The organism is Aquitalea sp. S1-19 (assembly GCF_024343515.1).
In genome coordinates this window covers 1-619 of record NZ_RJTZ01000345.1, presented here as the reverse complement: position 1 = coordinate 619, position 619 = coordinate 1, and the positions used below count along the sequence as shown (strand labels likewise).

The window sequence follows — 619 nt, the reverse complement described above, 5'->3', positions numbered from 1 at the left end:
TCCCAGCCCAATTATTTGCCGAAGCTTATCCATGAAACCACTGTCCGGCCTGTCTGCTTTTTTCCTGCTGCTATCGCTCTCGGCTACGGCTGCAGCCATCCCGCAACCCGATGTGGCGATTCAGCCAAGCGGCACCCATGTGGTGATCAATCTGCCGCAGACACGCTTATTCCTGTTTCAGGATGGCGAGCTAAAAGACAGTTTCCCGGTCGCCGTTGGCAAGATGCTGACGCGCACGCCGGTGGGCGAATATGCGGTGACCGGCATTTACCGCAATCCGAGCTGGCACGTTCCCCGCTCCATTCAGGAAGAAATGCGCAAGAAGGGCAAGCCGGTCGAGACCGTGGTGCCACCGGGGCCGGACAATCCGCTGGGGCCGGTATTTATCCGCTTCGGCGAGGCCAAACTGGGACTGGGCATACACGGCACCAATGCGCCATCCAGCGTACCGGGATTTCGCAGCCATGGCTGCGTACGCATGAAAAGCGAACAGGCACTACAGCTGTCCAATATCGTCCCCAAGGGGGCTGCGGTTTCGGTCACTTACCAGACCGTCCTGCTGTCGCAGGATCAGGCAGGGGACTTGTGGCTGACCGCATTTCGCGACCGCTACCAGAAC

1 protein-coding gene is annotated in these 619 nt (G+C 59.5%); it reads left to right on the top strand.

The features are described 5' to 3' along the window. Window positions 1-31: 31 nt before the first annotated feature. A partial coding sequence (locus EGI20_RS18960) for a L,D-transpeptidase (RefSeq protein ID WP_498633256.1) occupies window positions 32-619 on the top strand: 588 nt, incomplete at its 3' end.